Origin of the sequence: Paenibacillus urinalis (assembly GCF_028747985.1) — a bacterium.
GTDB classification, from domain to species: Bacteria; Bacillota; Bacilli; order Paenibacillales; family Paenibacillaceae; genus Paenibacillus; species Paenibacillus urinalis.
This window is the reverse complement of record NZ_CP118108.1, coordinates 4,900,056-4,921,499: the sequence shown is the minus strand read 5'-3', so window position 1 is coordinate 4,921,499 and position 21,444 is coordinate 4,900,056. Positions and strand designations below refer to the sequence as shown.

15 protein-coding genes are annotated in these 21,444 nt (G+C 44.6%); all 15 read left to right on the top strand.

The window, feature by feature from the left end; genetic code table 11:
• Positions 1-37: 37 nt before the first annotated feature.
• Positions 38-781 carry a M23 family metallopeptidase gene (locus PUW25_RS22830; RefSeq protein ID WP_047912386.1) on the top strand — a complete coding sequence of 248 codons (744 nt, stop codon included), beginning with the start codon at positions 38-40 and terminating at the stop codon, positions 779-781.
• Positions 782-985: 204 nt separating this feature from the next.
• Positions 986-1,273 carry a sporulation transcriptional regulator SpoIIID gene (gene spoIIID, locus PUW25_RS22825; protein ID WP_047912385.1) on the top strand — a complete coding sequence of 96 codons (288 nt, stop codon included), beginning with the start codon at positions 986-988 and terminating at the stop codon, positions 1,271-1,273.
• A 315-nt stretch (positions 1,274-1,588) separates the two neighbouring features.
• Complete coding sequence (mreB, locus tag PUW25_RS22820; RefSeq protein ID WP_274338464.1) at positions 1,589-2,587, top strand: rod shape-determining protein; 999 nt, start codon at positions 1,589-1,591, stop codon at positions 2,585-2,587.
• A 109-nt stretch (positions 2,588-2,696) separates the two neighbouring features.
• Complete coding sequence (locus PUW25_RS22815; RefSeq protein WP_274338463.1) at positions 2,697-3,581, top strand: flagellar hook-basal body protein; 885 nt, start codon at positions 2,697-2,699, stop codon at positions 3,579-3,581.
• Positions 3,582-3,631: 50 nt separating this feature from the next.
• The gene (locus PUW25_RS22810) at positions 3,632-4,456 is read left to right on the top strand and encodes a flagellar hook-basal body protein (protein WP_274338462.1); all 825 of its coding nucleotides are present in this window, start codon (positions 3,632-3,634) and stop codon (positions 4,454-4,456) included.
• A 9-nt stretch (positions 4,457-4,465) separates the two neighbouring features.
• A complete protein-coding gene (locus PUW25_RS22805) occupies positions 4,466-4,669 on the top strand; it encodes a DNA-directed RNA polymerase subunit beta (RefSeq protein ID WP_274338631.1) in 204 nt (67 codons plus the stop codon).
• 291 nt (positions 4,670-4,960) lie between these two features.
• Positions 4,961-5,392, top strand: a complete 432-nt coding sequence (gene fabZ / locus PUW25_RS22800) for a 3-hydroxyacyl-ACP dehydratase FabZ (RefSeq protein WP_047912381.1) — start codon at positions 4,961-4,963, stop codon at positions 5,390-5,392.
• 96 nt (positions 5,393-5,488) lie between these two features.
• The gene (locus PUW25_RS22795; RefSeq protein ID WP_274338630.1) at positions 5,489-7,204 is read left to right on the top strand and encodes a phospho-sugar mutase; all 1,716 of its coding nucleotides are present in this window, start codon (positions 5,489-5,491) and stop codon (positions 7,202-7,204) included.
• Positions 7,205-7,538: 334 nt separating this feature from the next.
• Positions 7,539-9,557: a DUF5693 family protein gene (locus PUW25_RS22790; RefSeq protein ID WP_274338461.1), complete on the top strand. Its 2,019-nt coding sequence runs from the start codon at positions 7,539-7,541 to the stop codon at positions 9,555-9,557.
• Positions 9,530-10,702: a polysaccharide pyruvyl transferase CsaB gene (csaB, locus tag PUW25_RS22785; RefSeq protein WP_274338460.1), complete on the top strand. Its 1,173-nt coding sequence runs from the start codon at positions 9,530-9,532 to the stop codon at positions 10,700-10,702. Before PUW25_RS22790 ends, csaB begins: the two co-directional genes overlap by 28 nt.
• Before the next feature lie 114 nt (positions 10,703-10,816).
• Entirely contained in the window at positions 10,817-11,518 is a 702-nt protein-coding gene (locus tag PUW25_RS22780; protein ID WP_274338629.1) for a WecB/TagA/CpsF family glycosyltransferase, read from the top strand.
• A gap of 160 nt (positions 11,519-11,678) precedes the next feature.
• Positions 11,679-12,800: a glycosyltransferase family 4 protein gene (locus PUW25_RS22775; RefSeq protein WP_076314504.1), complete on the top strand. Its 1,122-nt coding sequence runs from the start codon at positions 11,679-11,681 to the stop codon at positions 12,798-12,800.
• A gap of 165 nt (positions 12,801-12,965) precedes the next feature.
• Positions 12,966-16,847 (top strand): S-layer homology domain-containing protein, encoded by a 3,882-nt coding sequence (locus tag PUW25_RS22770; RefSeq protein ID WP_274338459.1) that lies wholly within the window; start codon positions 12,966-12,968, stop codon positions 16,845-16,847.
• Between the two features lie 147 nt (positions 16,848-16,994).
• Positions 16,995-17,336: a hypothetical protein gene (locus PUW25_RS22765; protein ID WP_274337601.1), complete on the top strand. Its 342-nt coding sequence runs from the start codon at positions 16,995-16,997 to the stop codon at positions 17,334-17,336.
• Positions 17,337-17,876: 540 nt separating this feature from the next.
• Positions 17,877-21,197: an S-layer homology domain-containing protein gene (locus PUW25_RS22760; RefSeq protein WP_274338458.1), complete on the top strand. Its 3,321-nt coding sequence runs from the start codon at positions 17,877-17,879 to the stop codon at positions 21,195-21,197.
• Positions 21,198-21,444 lie beyond the last annotated feature (247 nt).

Here is a 21,444-nt window from a genome sequence, read left to right as displayed (position 1 = left end):
TTGCGCCCGGTAACACTTGTTACTGAGGTGATAGAATATGAATGAACAAAACAAAAATCAGAACCAAGAAGATGCTCCAAAATCCAATCAAGGAGCACAAAGTTCACAACCTTCATCCTGGAAAAGGCTGTTGTCCAAACGGTGGGTATACCCGGCAGCTTACATTGCCGCAGCAGCTATTATACTAACTTTAGTGTGGGTCTACCAGGACACAACCAGACAATCTCTAGTGAATGAGACCGTAAATGAGGTTTCAGAAACAGGAGAATCGGTTCCTACCACTGGAGTGAATCTAGAAGAAGAGCCTGCTAGCAGCGGTGAAGGAGAAGGTACAGCCGAGAATCTCGCATGGCCGGTTGCAAGCCCAGCTGATGTAAGTGTCGTGAAGCCTTTCTATGATTCAGAAGCATCGAGTGAAGAAAAAGCAAGTGCATTGCTAGAGTATGACCAAACGTTTTTTGCCAATGTCGGTATTGACCTCGCAAGAGCAGATGATCAGAGCTTTGAAGTCAAAGCAGCAATGAGCGGTACCGTAACTCGTGTTGAAACACATCCGTTAAACGGAATGGTCGTTGAAATTACACATGACAACGATTTGAAGACGGTATACCAAAGCTTGTCTAACGTAACAGTGAAACAGGATGACAAGGTTAAACAAGGTGATATCATTGCCTCATCCGGAACCAGCGAGCTGAAGAAGGATCTTGGCAACCACGTACACTTTGAAGTGTTCGAAGCAGGAAAACCGGTTAATCCAGAACAGTACCTGCCACAAAAATAAGAAAAGTTCTATCTTTAATAAAGCAGCGGGGAAACCCGCTGTTTTTTCTTTTTTGCCGCTTAAATCGCGGAAATGGACAAACCTGTGGATAATGAAAATGAAAATAAATCCATCCACCGAAGCTTGTCACCCTTTGAAACCGTGAATATCTAGGCACGCCCCTCATATAATGTACCAAACTATCCACAGTAGGGAGGCGGGAGCGTGCACGATTACATCAAGGAACGGACCATTAAGATTGGACGCTGCATCGTTGAGACGAGGCATACGGTCCGGACGATCGCCAAAGAATTTGGCGTTTCAAAGAGCACGGTGCATAAGGATTTGACCGAACGGCTGCCGGAAATCAACCCTGATCTTGCCGATCAGGTAAAGCACATTCTGGAGTATCATAAATCCATCCGTCATTTGCGGGGAGGAGAAGCCACCAAGATCAAATATAAGAAATCGAGCGGCAAAAAACGGGAGGTGCTCGCCTCCAGCAAATCTTGAGATCACCCTGCTTAAGATAGGACCAGAAGCATACAAATGCATTGAATACCTCCCCTGAAGTATGATATGTTAAAAGATGGGATTACGTCGAAATATGACTAGTATACGATTGAACTTTCACATAAAGTTGCTGTCTTTTGTCGAACAATAGCTATATGAGGGATTAAGCATTCATTTGAATCATTCGAGTGGTGGAAGATTCGATATGCAGCAAACAACGTATTTTCATGAGGATTTTGCATAAATTCATTCATTAACCATTCAACTTATGCAAAATCCCGGACCTATAAAATATCACTTTGGGGGCTCTTTAATATGTTTAGCAAGGATATCGGCATTGATCTTGGCACAGCAAATGTGCTTATTCACGTGAAAGGAAGCGGAGTTGTGCTTGACGAGCCTTCTGTCGTTACGATTGAGAGCGGGTCCAAGAGAGTCCTCGCCGTTGGAGAAGAAGCAAGACGCATGGTAGGGCGCACACCTGGGAACATCGTGGCCATCCGGCCTTTGCGTGACGGGGTCATTGCTGATTTTGATATTACCGAAACGATGCTTAAATATTTCATCCATCGGGTTGGCGGCAAGAATTGGTACAGCCGTCCCCGTATTTTAATATGTGCACCAACCAATATCACTTCTGTAGAACAGAAGGCGATTCGTGAAGCGGCAGAACGTAGTGGGGCGAAGGAAGTATTTCTGGAGGAGGAGCCCAAAGCGGCAGCCATTGGCGCAGGTATGAACATCTATGAGCCGAGCGGAAATATGGCCGTCGATATCGGCGGGGGGACGACGGATGTTGCTGTGCTGTCCATGGGTGAGATTGTTACCTCTTCTTCTATTAAAATGGCGGGGGACAAGTTTGACGAAGCGATACTGAAGTATATCAAAAATAAGTACAAGCTTCTGATCGGAGAACGGACGGCAGAGCATATTAAGATGATGATCGGTACGGTACATCCGAATGGGGAGCAGGCTGAGCTCGATATTCGCGGACGGGACATGGTCAGCGGCTTGCCGAAGACGATTATGGTTACATCAGGTGAGGTTCAGGAGGCGTTGTCCGACCCTGTAGAATGGATTGTCGCCTCTGCCAAATCGGTACTGGAGCAGACTCCGCCTGAACTGGCAGCGGATATCATTGATCGTGGAGTGATTTTGACCGGTGGAGGTGCACTGCTCAAAGGATTGGACGAGCTGCTCGCGGAAGAGCTCAGAGTTCCGGTTCTGGTGGCGGAGGACCCAATGCACTGTGTCGTCAAGGGGACGGGCCTGATGCTCAATCATTTGGATCGTTCCCTTAAGAAAAAGTTCTAATCTGCCGATATAGCAATAAGCAGTACATAAATTAAATTGAGAACTTATCAAACAGCTGGTCTTTAGATGATATATACAAATATGCTGACAGCATGAAGGAGGAGTAAGGTTGATTCGTGGTCTTTATACAGCGGCAGCCGGAATGGTAGCCCAGCAGCGCAGACATGATACCGTGACGCAAAATATCGCCAACTTGAATACAACAGGATACAAGCAGGTGGAGAGCGTGAACCGTTCTTTTCCTGAAATGCTCTTGGAGCGGACAGGAGATGCTTCCTCGCCAGGCAATAAGAAGGTAGGTCTGCTCAACACAGGCGTATATGCGGAGGAGAGCTTGTATTCGAATATCCAGGGAGCGCTCACGCCAACGGAGAATAATATGGATTTTGCGCTGTATTCCGATCTGAATGTGATGGACCCGAATACAGGCCAGGCCGTACCTTTTGATGCGTCAGGTAAATATATTAGCGATAACGGCAGCGTTATCTATCAGCCGCAGGCTTTTTTCACCGTTCAGGACAGTGAAGGCAATGTTAAATATACACGGAATGGTGAATTTAGTGTGGATGCTGAAGGCAGGCTTCTTAGTGCAACCGGCTACGAAGTGCTGTCAGATAATGGCGAGCCGATTGTGTTGACAGGATCCGTAAATCAATTTAAAGTGGACGAGCAAGGACGTCTGGTGAATGCCGTGAGCGGCACCCCTGCTGGGCTTAGTCTAGGAATTTCCATTATTGATCAGCCTCACCAGCTTGTCAGAGAAGGTAATGGTAACTTTGCATTGGATCCTTCAGGCGAAGGAGCGGCAAGGCAGCTGGCAGAAGGGGATAATGTACAGGTTCAGCAAGGATTTCTGGAGCAGTCTACGGTGGATGCGTCTCAGTCTATGGTTGATATGATGGCGGCGCTGCGACTGTATGAAGCCAATCAGAAGGTAATACAATTTTATGATAAAAGCCTGGAAAAGGCTGTGAATGAGATTGGCCGTGTCTAAATCAGTGTGGCTAGAGCTTTACATATCTCTTAAGTTTGGGGGGATAATTTATGAATAATTCGATGATAAGTGCACTCGTATCAATGCAAAGTCTGCAGCAGCGCCTGAATGTAATTGCCGATAACGTGGCGAATGTGGATACGGTGGGATATAAGAGCAAACAGGCTTCTTTTGAAGATGTACTGACCACGTTTCAGGAGCAGGCTTCACCACTGAACCGGGATGGCCGTGCTACGCCGCTGGGCTTTACGCAGGGCTATGGCATTCAGATGGTTTCCATTGCGCAGGATATGACGCAGGGCGAAATGAATGCAACAGGCAATCCGACTGATCTGGCTATTGAAGGCAATGCACTGTTCGCAGTTGACGTGAACGGAGAGAAGGCCTGGACCCGTGCAGGGAATTTTCAATTTGTACCCGACCCGGCAGATCAAGACCGGATGAGACTTGTTACTGCTGAAGGGTATGCTGTACTCGGCAGAGACGGAGAAGGGATTACCGCACCGGTGAATTCATCTGCTGCTGTGGATGCAAGCGGGAATTTGCTGGTCCGTATAGGTAACTCACCTAACGCAGCGATTGCAGGTCAGCTGCAATTTGTTGAGCCGATGAGACCGGAGGGGCTCTCTGCAAGCGTGGACAACCTCTATACACTAGCACCGGGTGCGACGGAAGCAGAGGTCTTTGGAGAGAATGCAGCGGCTCGTGTTCCTGCGGGTGCCTCCATTCGTTCCGGTTACCTGGAGACTTCGAATGTGGATCTGACCGCGGAGATGACCAAGATGCTGGAGGTACAGCGCACATACCAGCTGGCTGCGCGTGCACTCAGCTCCAGTGATACGATGCTAAATCTCGCGAATAATATGAGGGCATAGGTGAACGTAATGACTCAAGAAGATACAGCTGTGGTGAAGAAGAAAGGATCCGGGAAGAGGGTCCTGCGCTGGTTGCTTATCCCTATGCTGCTCATTCTGGCACTTGTCGGCGGTATGATTGCGGGTTATGTGGTCTTTGGCGGGCAGGATATCGGCTCAGCCTTTGATTATCGTACCTGGAAGCATATTTTTGATCTGGTATTTGCACCATAGACGGTTAACATTTAAAATACGGGAAGCTCCTGTTTAGCAGGAGTTTTCTTTTTGTTCCCGAAAAATGTATAATGATGGGGGACTTTGTGCGTAAAGCAAGTGCTCCATTTAACAACAACAAAAAAGGGCTTCTCTATAGCAGGGCAAGCAGCCCATAAGGCTGTTTACGGTTCTGCAAGCGGTAGAGAAACCCCTTATCTTAACCTTCACTACTGCAGATGATGAAGGATAAGAATAGTTTTGACGAGAAGCTGAGATGTTATGCATAGAATGGAAGGAGTTTTACCAAGAATGCTGGATATTAATCAAATTCAAGAGATTATTCCACACCGTCCTCCGTTTTTGCTGGTGGACAAGATCGTGGAGATGGAAGAGGGCAAGCGTGCCGTTGGCATCAAGAATGTGACCATGAATGAACCGTTTTTTACAGGCCACTTTCCTGGTTATCCGGTGATGCCGGGTGTGCTGATTACCGAAGCACTGGCTCAGGTCGGAGCGGTTGCCATTCTTAACGTCGAGGCCAACAAGGGCAAGATCGGATTTTTGGCTGGACTGGATAATTTCCGTTTCCGTGGACAAGTTGTGCCTGGCGATACGCTGGAGCTTGAGGTGGAGATTACCCGACTGAAGGGCTCCATTGGCAAGGGAAAAGCAACGGCTCGGGTGGAAGGCAAAGTGGTTGCTGAAGGCGAAATCATGTTTGCGTTATCAGATCCTAGGTAAATTGGTTAATGATTATATAGTAATAGCAGCTCTAATGGTTGTACTTACTGGATAAACACATAGAGAAAATAATGATCATGGCCGGAGGGAGAAATGATGGTAATGTTAAGTGAAACAGCAGAACGCAGTTTGAATCAATGGCTTGCGGATCCTTCAATCGATGAGGAGACGAAGCAGGAGCTTAAAGAGCTCTCGAATGACACTACAGAATTGGAGGACCGCTTCTACCGAGAGCTTGAATTTGGTACAGGGGGTCTCCGTGGTGTCATTGGAGCAGGAAGCAACCGCATGAACCGTTATACGGTTGGTAAAGCGACGCAAGGATTTGCCAAATATATTCTTGAACAGCATCAAGGCGAAGGTCAGCCTTCTGTGGTCATTGCACATGATTCACGTCACTTCTCACCTGAATTTGCCCTGGAGGCTGCGCTAGTGCTTGCAGCGAATGGGATTGTTGCTAAATTGTATCCATCACTGCGCCCTACGCCGCAGCTGTCTTTTAGCGTAAGACATCTTGCTGCAACGGGCGGTATTGTCGTAACAGCGAGCCACAATCCGCCGGAATATAACGGCTATAAAGTGTACAATGCCTCAGGTGGACAGCTGGTACCGGACGAAGCAGAACGTGTCATCAGCTACATACAGGAGATTTCCTCACTTCGTGAAGTGAAGAAGCTGAGCCAGGCTGAAGCCGAGGCTGAAGGACTGCTGGTTTGGCTTGGCGAAGCGGAGGATGAAGCGTTTATTGAAACGGTTGCTTCCGTAAGCTTGAACCGTGACCGCATCGCTTCCGAATATGCGAAGGATTTCAACATTGTATTCACTCCGCTGCACGGGACAGGCCATCATCCGGTTCGTCAGGTGCTTGAGCGGATCGGGTTTACGAACCTGCATATTGTACCTGAGCAGGCAGAGCCGGATGCCGAGTTCTCTACCGTGAAATCTCCAAATCCGGAGGAGCGTGAAGCCTTCACCCTGGCGATTGAGCTTGGAGAACAAGTTGGAGCGGATATTCTGATTGGTACCGACCCCGATGCAGATCGGATGGGAGCGGTTGTGAAGGATAAGAACGGCAAATACTTCGTACTGTCCGGCAATCAATCCGGCGCGATTATGACCCATTACCTGCTCAGTCAGATGAAGGAGCGGGGAGAGCTGCCTTCGAACGGTGCGGTCGTCAAAACGATTGTAACGAGTGAGATGGGGGCGGTAATTGCCGAGCATTACGGTGCACAGGTGTTTAATACACTGACCGGCTTCAAATATATCGGTGAGAAGATGGATGCTTTTGAAGCGACGGGCAGCCATACGTATCTGTTCGGCTATGAAGAGAGCTACGGCTATCTTGCCGGCAATTATGCGAGAGATAAGGATGCAGTCCTTGCAGCGATGCTGATCTGTGAAGCGGCGGCTTATTACAAAGCCCAGGGCAAGACGTTATACGATGTACTGCAGGAGCTGTACGAGCAGTTCGGCTACTTCCTTGAAGCACTGCAATCGAGAACCTTGAAAGGGAAAGACGGCGTAGCGCAAATCCAGTCCAAAATGACAGATTGGCGTACATCCCCGCCTGATGAGGTTGCAGGCATCAGAGTGACAGAGATGCAGGATTACTCCAAAGGCCTGAACGGCCTGCCAAAAGAAAATGTACTGAAATTCATCCTTGAGGATGGATCCTGGTTCTGCCTACGTCCATCAGGGACGGAGCCGAAGATTAAGGTTTATTTTGCGGTACAGGGTACTTCTTATGAAGATGCACAAGCACGGATTGATCGTTTGATTGAAGCTGTCATGGCACGTGTGGATGCATAAGTTCAAGGAGTTAACGAGTTAACATAAGCAAGACTTAATTGTAGAGAGCCTTTCCGCACCGTTACGGGTTGTTTGGCGGAAAGGCTCTTCCTATGTCAGCAGATTGTAAGTTTGAATGAGAAGGAGAATTTTTTGGTTCCTTAGGGCATGATATGGAATGTATAAAAATAGGAGGTCATTTTTCACCCTATACACTTATTACCCTCCATCGTAACGATGTATCATGCGATTATAGAAATGGATCAACTTTATTTTCTTCAGCTGAATTCATTCCCTTCATTTCTACCGTCTCTATTCATTATCTTTAATTTATTTTGTTTAGGAGGTACTTTTTGTGCGTCAAAAATGGCAGTATTGGAACACCGTATCCCGCAAATGGCTCTGGATCCTTGTTATTATCGGACTCATTGCCTCGATTCCCATCATTGCAGATCGTGTGAAGACTGAATCAAGTGCGAAGAACGTGGAGCTTGCGTTCGATTATCGGGATCTTGTCGAAGTCGCAGCTTATCAGGTGCACCCACAGGATTTTATTGACCAGAAGCTGACGGAGCTGAAGGATGCGGGTGTCATCACGATGGCAGTATACGAGAGCACATTGGAAGAATTCCGCAAGTCAGAGAGAATTACAATCTATGACAGTGTACAAGCGGCCAACCTGACAGGCCAAATCCCACCGGTTAATGAGAACTATACGTATATTCTCTTCACATCGGATGAGAGCCGGGAGGCATTGTCTCCAATTATCGAGGATACCTTCGAAAGACTCGATATTCCCGTGAATCCATGGACCTATTTGAATGAACAAGGACTGGTTCTTCAGACGCCGACCGAAAATGCGAAGCTGAAGCCGATGCTTCCTGATCCTATTGCGATGGCGGACCTCCATGAGCGTGGCTTTAACATTATGCCTCGTCTGGGAGATGCACTGCCGTATGATCAAGAAGCAGCTGCTGCGATGATGGAGACCTTTGAGCAATATGGTGTATCGCGGATCTTGTTTGATGGTGATAAAGTTAAGGGCTATAACGATAATGAAGACATGAAGAGTCTGTCTGCCTTTGCAGAACTAATGAACAAGCATGGGATCGGGCTTGCTGCCATCGAGAATCTGAAGAAGCCTCAGAGCGGATTCAGCACGCTTGCCTACCTGACGGATTATAATGTCACTCGTCTATATTCGCTTAGTGAATCGGATGCGAACCTGGATGTGAACGTGATCTCGGATCGATTCGCACTGGCAACGAAGGATCGGAACATCCGAATGCTGTACCTGAATGCCGCTCCGGCAAGAAGTGCACTTACGGCCCAAGTAACGGATCCTTTGGATAACCTGATGGATGCATTAGGTGAAGAAGGAAATGCGGTTCAGCGAATGGAAGACAACGGTTTTGTCATGGGTAAGGCAGAGCCATTTAATGTTGCAGAAACAGGCGGTGAGAGATACTTTAAGGCCGTCGTCGTTGTCGGCAGCGTGGCGATGATTGCGCTGATGATATCCTACTTTATTCCGTTCCTGACCTTGCCGGCCTTTATTCTCGGACTGATTGGAAGTGCTGGACTGTTCCTGCTGAGACCCACTCTGCTTGAACAAGCGTTGGCTCTCTTGGCTGCGATCAGTGCACCAACCGTTGCGATGATCCTTGCGGTAAGAAAGATCAATGCTGCACAGGTGAGGACGCCTGACTTATCGGTGAAGAGCCGGTTATCGAAGAGCATCCTGCTATATGTATGGACATCCATTCTGTCCTTCGTTGGTGTTCCGTTCATGGTTGCACTGCTTAACAACATTACGTATTCACTCGTCATTGATCAATTTAGAGGCGTAAGTATACTGTACTCCGGACCTGTTTTGCTCGTTGCCATCTATGTATTTTTCTACCTGAAGTCGATATCAGTCGCTTCAATTCGCCAATTGCTGAACCGGCCGATCACGATTTTGATGATAGTGGCAGTGGGTATTGTCGGTGTGGTAGGCTATTACTATATGACTCGAACTGGGAACGCCGGAACGGTACTGCCGTTTGAAGCACAGCTGCGTACATTCCTTGAGAATACGTTTGGCGTACGTCCGCGTAACAAGGAGTTCCTGCTGGGCCATCCGATGTTCGTGGTAGGAGCATTTATTGCTCTTAAATACCGTCATGGGATTTACTTGCTAATCATTGCAGCTATTGCACAGCTATCTATGGTGGGCACATTCGCTCACATTCATACACCAGTGCATCTATCGCTAATTCGCGGACTGCTTGGTCTCGGACTGGGACTGATTGTTGGACTGATTGCAATACTGGTGTGGCAAGTTTTGGAAGGATGTTGGAAAAAATGGTCACCAATACTACTAAGAAAATAGTTATCTCAGGATATTACGGCTTTCGAAACAGCGGCGATGAAGCGGTGCTGAAGTCGATTCTTACAGCGCTCGCGGAACAAAGCCAGCGTTCGTCAATTGATATTGAGCCCATCGTCTTATCGAGTGATCCGGAATGGACACAGCAGACGTATGGCGTGAGAGCCGTACATCGGATGAAGCTCGGAGAGGTTCGGCGGGCCATTAAGGAGAGCGACGGTCTGATCAGCGGAGGCGGCAGCTTGCTGCAGGATGCAACGGGCTGGAAGTCCATTCCTTATTATCTGGGCATTCTTAAACTGGCACAGAATATGAAGAAGCCAACGTTTATATATGCTCAGGGCATCGGCCCTGTACACCGGAAGATTTTTCACCCGATGATCCGTGGGGTATTCAAACACTGTGAATATATCTCCGTACGTGACGATGACTCAGCCAAGCTCATTCAGAGCTATGGAATACAGTGGAATGATGTCAAAGTCGTCCCAGACCCTGTCATGGGACTGCCACTGCCCGATGAATCCAAGGTGAAGAAGGCCGCTGCGTATGGCGGAGGAAGCGCAAGAAGAACGACACCGAGACAGGAGGAGGAAGACCTGCCTGTAATCGGGGTGTCGGTTCGCTTCTGGGACAAGGAGAGAAGAGAGCTGGATGCCATCGGCGAAGGACTCAAGAAGCTCGCGGAGCAGCGCAAAGTGCATATCCGGCTGCTTCCGTTCCACCTTCCTTCGGATGAGGAAGCCTCCGCGTATGTGAAGAAGAAGATTGGACATTTGAATGGGACAGGCAGCAAGGTGAGTACCTGCTCCCAGCAGACCGATCCACAAATGATGCTGCTGGAGGTATCCCGATGCAGGCTCGTCCTCGGGATGCGTCTGCACAGTCTGATCTACGCTGCATCACAGCGGGTACCGCTCGCAGGTGTATCTTATGATCCCAAGATCGATGCATTCCTGCATCGACTGAACAGTGAGCCTGTCGGCAGCACAGAATCGCTGGATGCAGACAAGCTGCTTGCTACACTTAATGACATGCTGGATTCCCATGCAGAATGGCTTGCGGACAAAGAAGAGGCTATCGCTGCATTGAAACAGCAGGCTCAGGAGCCAGCAGCTCACATTCTAAAATTTCTTAGCGGCAAAGGATGATTGAACGTCATGATAGAGCGTAAGGAACAAGCGTCTGGCGGGCCGGCAGATCAAGCGCAAACCCCCGCGAGAACCCTACCGACGGTGCCAATCTTTGGCATTCCGTTTTCGCGTATGAATATGAAGGACACCGTGGCTTATCTGACCGAAGCAATACAGAGCGGCAAGCCGCATCAGATCATTACAGGCAACCCGATTATGGTCATGGCCGCACTGGATGATCCGAAATATATGGAAATTATGAAGTCGGCCGAGCTGATCGTTCCCGACGGTACCGGTGTAGTCTGGGCAGCTGAATACTGCGGTGTTCCTGTAGCAGAGCGTGTTGCCGGATTTGATCTGTTACATGAACTCATGCATGTTGGAGAATCCTATCAGTGGAGAGTGTATTTGCTCGGTTCTACAGAAGAAGTGATTCAAGAGACAGCAAGCAGGTTACAAAAGCAATATCCTGGCATCGTGGTGTGCGGATATCGCGATGGCTTCTTCGGTGAGTCCGAAGATCCGGAAGTTATTGCGCAGATTCGTGCAGCGAGCCCGCACCTGCTGTTTGTAGCCAGAGGCGCAGATACCCAGGAGCCTTGGATTGGTAAATATAAGGAGCAGCTCGGCGTTCCGCTGATGATGGGTGTGGGCGGCAGCTTCGATATTATTTCCGGAAGGTCTAAGCGTGCACCGGTCATATTCCAGAAGCTGAGAGCGGAATGGCTGTACCGGCTGCTCAAGGAACCGAAGCGGGCCAAGCGAATGCTTGCCTTGCCGCAGTTCGTACGCAAGGTGAAACGTGAGAAAGAAAACGTGACGAAAATAGTGTAAATCGTGTGAAAATACAGGAAGATCTGTTAAAAACAATGATTTTTGCTAGAAAAAAAGAATAGTAATTCAGAGGTCAAGAGAGTATAATGCTGTTCAGTTGGGTCATGGACAGATTCGTGAAGGATTCTTTGTTTTTAAAAATTGGGGGTTGAATGAACAAATGTTAATGTTCTATATCTTGGGATTTATCGTGGCTCTCGGACTTGCGGTAGGACTTACGCCTCTCGTGAAGAAGTTTGCGGTAAATGTGGGAGCCGTTGACGTGCCTGATGCACGTAAGGTTCATACCAAGATTATGCCTAGACTCGGTGGTCTCGGTATTTTTCTTGCTTTCATGGTCACGATGCTGGCGCTGCTTCCGTTTGTTTCGGAATACTTCACTGCAAGAGATTCCCGATTCATCCAGGCTTTTATGATAGGCGGTACAATGATTGCCCTGATCGGTGCGCTAGATGATCGGTTCCAATTGTCGGCCAAGGTTAAGTTTTTAGCTCAGATTATTACGGCGTGTGTCGTTGTGTTCGGATTTCAGATCCGTATAGATTTTGTAAATATTCCTTTTGCTGATGCGTATTCATCACTTGAACTATGGATCTCGATTCCGCTGACGATCTTCTGGATTGTCGGTGTGACGAATGCGATCAACCTGATCGATGGACTCGATGGTCTTGCTGCGGGTGTGTCTGCCATTGCAATTGGTACGATTGCGGTCATGTCCTTCATTATGGGCAATGTTACGACTGCACTCATCTGTCTTGTGCTGCTCGGCAGTATTATCGGATTCTTGTTCTTTAACTTTCATCCGGCCAAGATCTTCATGGGAGATACAGGATCACTGTTCCTGGGCTTCAGTCTCGCCATGCTCTCGCTTCTTGGATTTAAGCAGATAGCTGTCGTATCCTTGATCACACCGCTGATCATTATCGCTGTACCATTGTCCGATACACTGTTTGCGATTCTTCGCCGCTTCTTGAACAAGAAGCCGATCTTCGCACCGGATAAAGGTCACTTGCATCACCGTCTGCGTGAGCTTGGCTTCAGCCACCGTCAAACGGTGCTGATTATCTACGGTATTGCCGCATTCTTCGGCGTACTTGCCGTGATCCAGTCTTCTGCGACGATGCATGAGGCGAACTGGGTTACCTTTGTCGTGATCTGTGTCATGATGTTCTTCCTGCAGATCGGAGCAGAGGTCATCGGCCTGATCGACAAAACGAAGCGTCCGCTGATCAACTTCTTCATGAAGCTGAGAGTGAAGGCGTCCGAGTCTCGCACGAAATGATAAGTGAATTGAACAGCCATTATATCATCTATTATTTAAACCTTTGAACTATAATTAACCAGCCTTGTTCCTATTTAGGGAATAAGGCTTTTTTTGTTGAAACTTCTTCATATTTGACCCAGGCCATCCGATATAAGAGGTAACTATATTTAAAGGAGAGATTATATGCAGCGCATCAAACGGCCGATGGTATGGCTGCTGTTAGTAACACTTATTGTTTCACTGTTCCCCCCTGGTTTGGTTAATAAGGCAGAGGCAGCGGTAACGCCGACTTATTTCTTCCCTGAGAATCCAACGCTTCGAGGATCACTCGGTAAAGGGTTGAATACGGGAGACAGCGATAAACTTACAACTGATAATGCACTTCAAGTGACGGAATCAAATTTGGAGGTTAAAGGCTCCTACTTAAGAATTGTAGGCTCTACAATGAGGGTAGAGGTTCAGGCTCTTACTCAAAAGGATGCCAGCTCAAGCTGGACTGAAGTAGCCAACCAAATGAATACAGGGTCGATCCAACGAGATGCAGACTCTCCAGATAATAAATTTGTAGCTAATGTGCAGCTATATTCAGGTATGAATAAGATCACTTTCAGCGGTATACAAGGCGATAACTCTGGAGTATCCGGTAGTAATTCCAAGTATGAGAGCTTCTATGTATACTTCAAGCCAACCACATACATCAAGAATGTGAACATTCTTACCGGTTCGCAGCCCATCGCTCTAAATGAAGGAGCAACAGTTGTTGTGCCCCAGCAGATTATTTCATTGGAAGGTACTGTAGCCAATGCAACACAGGTTCAAGTGACATTGAACGGAGGTAGTAATCTGCCTTCAACACTCCTTGCTGACGGAACGTTCTATTCCTCGGAGATGAACCTGAAGCCAGGAATTAATAACCTGACACTTCGAGTATCAGACGGTACAAGCACAGTGAATAGACCCTATCAACTTTATTATTATGAAGAGGGCAATAGTATTGTATCTGCTCATTTAGGTACGGGTGAGAATAATAAGATTGATCTCCTGGGTGACGACCCAACTTGGACAGCGGGGAATAGCAGTGCAGGCAAATTATTTCTTGAAGTTCTATTAGAAGATATTAATGGAAAGTCCTTTGAAGACAATGGAACCATAGAGATTAATGATAGTAATGGTTACACTGTAACCGATATTACAGAAGAAGTGTTTCAAGGAACACCAGGTGTAGTACCAAGCTACCGTATGGTAACCTTGACTGTTGATGGAATTGAAATTGATGCGAACAATACTTCAATTACTGCAGATGTTATTTATGATGGAGCTTCAATTTCCAATCGTGTATTAAAATATACGTTTGCTACAGATCAAGTTCGGATCAATCAGATTCAATTACTTCCTTCTTCGTTCACAGCAGGAACGGGAGAGAGTGATACATTTACAGAAAGTGATGTGTCGGGTGGGAGAGCTCTTAATAACTCTGAAGTCAGTTCAAGCTCCTTCTATATTCTTGTTGAGACGAGAAGCCCGATCAATGATGCAGTACTTGCGGCAAGTTATATTCCAACCGGAACTGTCGATGTAACGAAAAAAGGTAAGGTTAATAATAAAAATCAATATGTATATCAAGTGACTGGGTTTAAGAGTGGCGTGCAAAATGTAAAATTTAATTATGGTGTGAACTCCAACTCTGTGCAGGCTAAAATAACCTTTGTTTCTAAGACAAGTATTCACGTAAGCAGTCATTCGAATGGTCAAGTTATCCCTGTAGACTCCAGTGTTATTGAGAACTTCTCTATTGATCTAATAGGAGAATACATGGATTTCCCTGAAGTTGACAACAGAATTGACGGCAATCTGTATGTTAATGGTGTCTTGGTTAGAGATGCAGCCTCTGACTGGATAACGACTGCAACTGGCGCCTTTTTAGTTAATCTAAAAATGGAGAGTGAGGGGAACAATACAGCTCTAGACAGAGTTCTGGTATTTGGTGAGAATCGTATTGTGCTCAAAGGGAATGGCGATACCTATGTTACTGAGCTTGTCATCTATATTATTGATGAGAATCAGCCGAATATCAGTAATTTTATGCCTTCCAAAGCCGGAAACAGCATGACGAAATTTCCAGAGACTCAAACAGAAGTAGAAAGCTTCTTCAACGCATCTCCAGAATTCACATACGAAGGCAGCAATACGTATAAGACGGTAGAAAAAGGATATAACTTAATCTTCCGTGGTAATGGTGCTTCCAAGTTTGAGTTGCTGCAAGGCACGCAATCCATTATCGGTCCTACTAATATTGCCGCCACAACGGGACTTGTCAAAGTACCAGGACAGGACGCATTAAGTTATCAAATTTATGGTGACCAGAATGACTTTGTTATTAGAGTGCAGGGCTTCACATTATCAAACCCTGGAACATACAGCTATAATCTCAATGTTTATAAAAATACGGGTTCATACAGTTCCGCGAATGTGACCATTATTAGTGAAGTGAAACCATATGAGATTTATGCTCCTAAACCAACGGTTGACGGTGGCTACGTCGTAAGTAAAAACTTTATCCACTTTGATATCTATGCACCAGGAGCAACTTCAGTAGTCATTGGTAAGGAAGCAGCAGTGCTCAATCCTCAAACAGGACGTTACGAATTGGATTACGTTGGATTAAAGCAGGATAAGAACAATGAAATTGACGTAGAAATTTCAACAGGTCAGACTAGTTACACTGAAACCTTTAATGTGTATTACACAGGAGCTGTAGGTGTGGATTCACAGTTTATGCCTACCAAGACAGCGAATAAGTACAGTGTATTTAATAAGTCCGTAGAGCTTTCCTTCCCGAAAGGTACAATTCTTCAATCAGAAACAGACCTTGGAATTACGAAGTATTATCCAGATACCAAGATATTGTTCGGAATTGCTAACCCAGAGAATGGAATTGTTGAACGACGCAATGATTATGGACAAATCGTAAGACTTCCTGGTCCTAATAATGATGTTGATAATGGATTGCCTAAGATTCAAGTAACAGCTGAAGATCTGATGAATTTCCAATCGACGGATAAGACAAGGAACTTCTCACTGATCTCAGATGTGTACTGGATTAATGGAGGACTTGGAGAAGTAGAAGGTACAACATCCAAATCTACAAATGGGCTTGCGCCGTATTCAGTAGAAGGCATGTTCAATAATATTAAGAATGAACGCAAAGTTACGCCAAGCCAGCGCGGGGAATTGACTCTGAGCTACGATCCTAACGTAGTAGATGAGGTGGGTTCAACCATTGCTGTGTTCCGTTACTCACCAATTACCCTGGAAGAAAAGAATGCAACGGGTGATTCAAGACCGAAATGGGAACGGATTGGTGGAGTCGTTGACACGAAGAATCATACCATCACAGTACCTTTTGATAAATTTGGTTACTATAAAGTAATGAAGCTAAGTAGAAGTTATCCAGATATTACGAACCACTCTTGGGCACGTAATATTCTAAATGGCGTTTATTCAAAAGGTTATATGGAGAATCTTACTTTCGAGCAGTTTGGTGCACAGGATCAAACGACCAGAGGTGAGTTCGCAACGCTCTTGGTTAAAGGACTTAACCTTCCATTGAACTATGAGGGGAAACTTACCTTTACCGATGTGTATTTAAATTCTTCGACAGTTGTATGGGATTACAAGCATATTGAAACGGCAGCTAGAGCTGGAATTATAACAGGAATTAGTGAAGGAGTGTTCTCTCCGAATTCTCCTCTAACCAGAGAGCAAGCTGCTACCATGATTGCAAGAGCAACCAATCTCAAGCTTGCTGCTAACGACGATAAGCTGGCAGACAATCTGGCCAAATCATTCATGGATTCAGGACAAGTTGATTTATATGCAAGACCTTCTGTACTCGCTGTGTCTAAAGCTAAGATTATGGTGGGATCGCCAACTTCGGTTGCGGGTCAATCCAAGGTACAATATATGTTTAACCCGAAATCGAATCTGACACGTGCTGAAGCGGCGAAGATCGCAGTAGAGCTGCTCAAGAATTATACGAAAGTCTTTCCGAAGAACTTAAGCTAGTAAAGTAGAATAAACCAGGAAATGCTGTTGTTACATGCACTTCCTGGTTTTTCCATTGGTAGGTTTAGACATTAGTTTTTGTAATTTAATAGATTATAAGATACAATAACGTAAAATACACATTTTTCTAAAGGGTGAAATTATCTGATGAAAGCTATCTATTCGAAAGCTCAGCTTGGCTACATGAAGGCAAAGACACAGTTCGAGAAACAAGCAGCGATTCTAGAAGTAGAGATTGAGAAGACACGCAAGACTCAGGATATCTCGCAGGAAGTGATGGAAGGTCTTGTGATGAAGACTGGATTCCATGATGCATATAATAATTTGATGGCAGCAGAGAATGAACTCATTGAATGGTCTCATGTTACGATTAAGCATGAAAAGACTTATCGAGATAATAAGAAACCGATTGAAGATATGTACGAGAATCTAAATACCGATCCTAAGCTGCGTGCTCGCATCATTGAGCTGGCGATGAAGATTAAATAAGCAACAGAAGAGAATAGCTTGAGATGAAGGTGCCGAGATTCGGCATCTTTTTTGTTTATGTTTCATTTGATTTATTGCGATTTTTATTTCGGTAGAAGGTAAATTCAAATTTTTTTGAATTTCACTTTATTTGAAGGATATTCCAATCCTGTTTTTGGTTACATATAACTTAGAGTTGTCGCGCTATTCATTATCAATTATTTGGAACCGATATTGTATATTGAAGGATAACTCCCATGATTTTAAAATTAGTGAAATTTTTTTTTGAAACTTCGCAACTTTTTAGAAACTACTGCGTTTAAGATGTAGAGCCAAAACGATGGAGGATTTAGGAAAGAGATTCATGGAGAATTTTGTCTATTTATTAGAAAAATTTTCTTTACGTCTTCCGAACCACATTGTATAATACGATAGGTAGGATTAGGAAACTACTCTATTTTTTCTTACCCTGGCTTATATTTACTAGTTTCTGTGATCTATCACAGACATCATTTTATATGGATTTACTTGCTCAACTCTAGAAAGGGGGTGTATCGGCTAATGAGTGACACGGGCAACCCATTTACTAGTACTATCAATCATAAAGAAAATAATCATGTGATGATTTCTCGAGGAGGAGAAAAAAAGGTTATGAAGAAAATTTTATCCGTGGCTTTGTCTACAGCAATGGCATTCTCCATGTTTGCTTCTGTAGCATTCGGTCAAACTGGTCTTACTGATGTAAACGCGCAATACAACTACTTGAAAGATAAAGGGATCTTCGCTGGATTCCCAGACGGTCAAGCACACCTTGACAGACAAATGACTCGCGCTGAGTTCGCTAAAGTCATCACTAAGACAATGGGTCTTAAAGAAGTAGAAGGCGTTTACTCCTTTAAAGACAAAAACTACGGTGAAAAACACTGGGCAGCTCCTTATGTAGAAGCAGTTTACGCTGCAGGTATCATGGAAGGCGTTAACTCTACTAAGAAAATCTTCGGAACTTCTAACCCAGTAACAATTCAAGAAATGGCAACTGTACTTGTACGTGCGCTTGATCTTGAAGTACCAACTGAAACTAACAACTCTGCAACAGCATGGGCTAAAGGTTATGTTCAAGCAGCAATCAACGCAGGTCTGGTTGACGCTAACGCTAACTTCCAATCCAACGCTTCCCGCGAACTTCTTGTAAGTGCTGCATACGCAGTTGATCAAGAACTGAGCTTGCAAGTTGAGTCTTACACAGTTATCGAATCCGGTAAAGCTGTTGAGTTCAAAATGAGCGACGGCGAAACTGTGAAAGTAACTTTGGATAAAGCACTTGTAGCTAACACAGAAACTGAAGTTAAATTCACTCACAAAGATAAAGAATTTACTGAGAAAGTTACTTATGTAGTAACAACTGCTACTAAAGTAGCTAGTGCAGTTTCTGCTAACCTGAAAGAAGTAGATGTACAGTTTGATGGTACTGTTGATAAAGTATCTGCAGAAGATAAAGACAAATACTCCGTTGACAGCTCTGTAACAGTTCAATCTGCTACTCTTCTGGAAGATGGTAAAACAGTTCGCTTAACTGTTGCTGGTACTTTGACTAATCAAAGAGCCTACAAACTAGATGTTAGAAACGTCAAAGCTGGAGACAGAACAATTGACGCTGAAGATGTTGCATTCACACCAATTGATAATGCACTTCCAGAAGTTAGTGAAGTTAAGGCTTTGGGAACTAAAGCAATTAAAGTTACGTTCTCTGAACCAATCAAAACCGCTTCTTCAGCTAACTTCAAATTGGATGGTAAGACATTCTTTGGTAGTGTAGATACTGGATCACGTGAATTGATCCTGAAACCATACACTGCTTCTGATCTTTCTGTAGGAAACCACAAATTAGAGGTATCTGGCGTAGAAGATTACAATAATTTCAAAGCTCTTACTAAAGAATTTGACTTTACAGTTGTAGAAGATACTACTGCACCTACTGTAGCAAATGTAAGTGCGACACTTGAAAAAGTTACAGTTACTTTCAGTGAAGAAATTGATCAAGATACATTGTCTGCTTCTAACGTTTACTGGAAATCCGGAAATGACAAAAAAGCAGCTTCTTCCATCAATCGTGTATCTGCAACAGTATACGAATTTGACTTCACTGCTAACTCTTTGCCAGGTTACGAAACTAGTCTCTTCGTAGAAGGAGTTAAAGACTACTCTGGTAACCAAATTAAAGACACAGAAGTTAAGGTAAGAGCTGAATTGGATCAAACTCGTCCAGAGGTAACTGAGGTTCGTATCAGCCAACTTAACAACAAAGAAGTTAATTTGAAATTCTCCAAACAAGTTAAAATTGAAGATGTTAAATACTTCACTCTAACTAAAGCAAATGGTGATGTAGTACCTGTTCGTACTGTAGCATCTACTGATACTTCTGATCCAACTGTAGGTAAAGTATTTACACTTACTACTTATGATGCGTTGGATGAGTCTTATACATTGAAGATTTCTGGTGTTCGTGACACTACTAAACTTCAAAATACAATTGTAGATTACACTACAACTCTTAATGGTTCTGATGTAACAGCACCAAGTTATACTTCTAACTCCGGTACTGGTCGTACATTGATCATTAACTTTGACAAGAAACTCGAACTCGCAAGCTTGGGTAGCGCTGGTAACTACCTTGTAACTATCAACGATAGAGTACAACAATTGCCTGCTGGTACTGAAGTTACACCTATCCAAAATGGTGAAGCAGTTCGCTTGGTATTCCCTGAATACATTGATAATGCACGTGTAGGAATTAACGATACTACTGCGGGTGCTAATGTAACGCATTTCCAATTGTTGGGTCTTAAAGACGCTGCTGGTAATGTTATTACAAACTTTGGAGCAGGTGCTATTTCAATCAACTCCGGAAGTGCTAATCTAGCAGATGGATATGATAATTCTACTTCTGAGCCTGCTAAGTTGACAGCAAAAGGTGAGATCAAAGTTAAATTTGATCAACCAATTGGTAGAGCTGCTGTAAGTGACTTTGCTCTTACTGGAAGTGCAACTGGAGTTTCTATCTCTTCCGTAACAGCTAATGGTTCCAATATTGTTACAGTTAAATTGTCTGGTGACGTGAGCAACACAGCTCTTACTAACACTGATGATGAACCATTTGGATTGGTGATCAGAGCTAATAACAACATCGTATCTACTTCTGGTATCAAAGCAGTTCAAACAGAAACTCAAGTAGATATTAAAGATGCAGTTAAACCACAAGTTCAACTTGCAAGCGGACAAACAAGACTGAATGTAAATAGCAATGTAATTATCCTTCCATTCAGTGAAGCACTTGGCGGTACAGCAACTGATTACAAATACGATCTTGTTGTAACTAACATCAGAACTCAAGAACGTGTACCTGTTACTAGCTATACAACAGGATTATCAGCTGATGAGAAAAACATTGAAATTAGTCTTACTGCTGCAACAACAGATGAGTACAGTGTACGTGTAATTAATGATGCTGCTCATATTCAAGACAAGGCTACTAACAAAGCAGCAGTTTCTTCGACTTATAACACTGCTGTTGGAGCAATTGATACTGTTGCCCCAACTGTTACAAAAGCACTGACTGGTAATATTGCACATGGTGCTACTGCAACAATTACTTTCTCTGAATCAATTAATGCTGCTTCTCAAACTGCTGTAGAGAGTGCAATTGTTACAGCTTCTGGTCTTACAGCAGCAGATCTTGCTTTCACTTGGAATGGTGCGACAGTGACTGTAGCAAATAATTCTACAGCTACTGACACAGCTTTCACAGCTGATGTAACTGTAAACATTACAGATTTAAAGGGTAACCCAACTACTGGTGCTAAAATCGTTGACGTTGCTGAGTAATTAAAATTGTCAAATAAAAAGAGGGCCATTTTGGTCCTCTTTTTATTGTTTTTTAGAAACTTTCTTCTGATAATCAGCGTCTATATAGTATCTTCAAAAAAAGGAAACAATTGGAGGTAAGACGTGAAACATAAACACTATCAAAAAACAGTACTTTGGACTACTACTGTATTGCTTATTTTAGGACAAGGATCATCAGTCGTTGCAGATGCTGAGAGCACGAATTTTAAACAGGCAAATTTTTATC